We start from the raw sequence: 218 nt of genomic DNA, 5'->3' as shown, positions 1-218 counted from the left end.
GCTTCTCGGTTTGAGATTTCTGGTGATTTCCCTCTCCTCGTTGCCCAGTAGACCCAATTTCCGTCATACGTCGATGCTTTCGGTCTGACCAGCGTGTGGTAGACTATGGGAGTCCAAGCGTGTTTTTGGAGTCGTAAACCATCCTTAGTTTGGAAAATCCACTTATCCTTCCTTTCGTCCCCATTACTCAGTTTTGCCATACCTGTTCGGTAGTATTT

1 pseudogene is annotated in these 218 nt (G+C 46.8%); it reads right to left on the bottom strand.

Features of this window, described 5'->3' with window-relative positions:
• Positions 1–218, bottom strand: a pseudogene (locus AC0QHF_RS01830) (group II intron reverse transcriptase/maturase); the annotation flags it as partial.

The sequence above is a fragment of the Lyngbya sp. CCY1209 genome (genome assembly GCF_055795065.1).
This window is presented reverse-complemented; position numbering and strand designations above follow the sequence as displayed.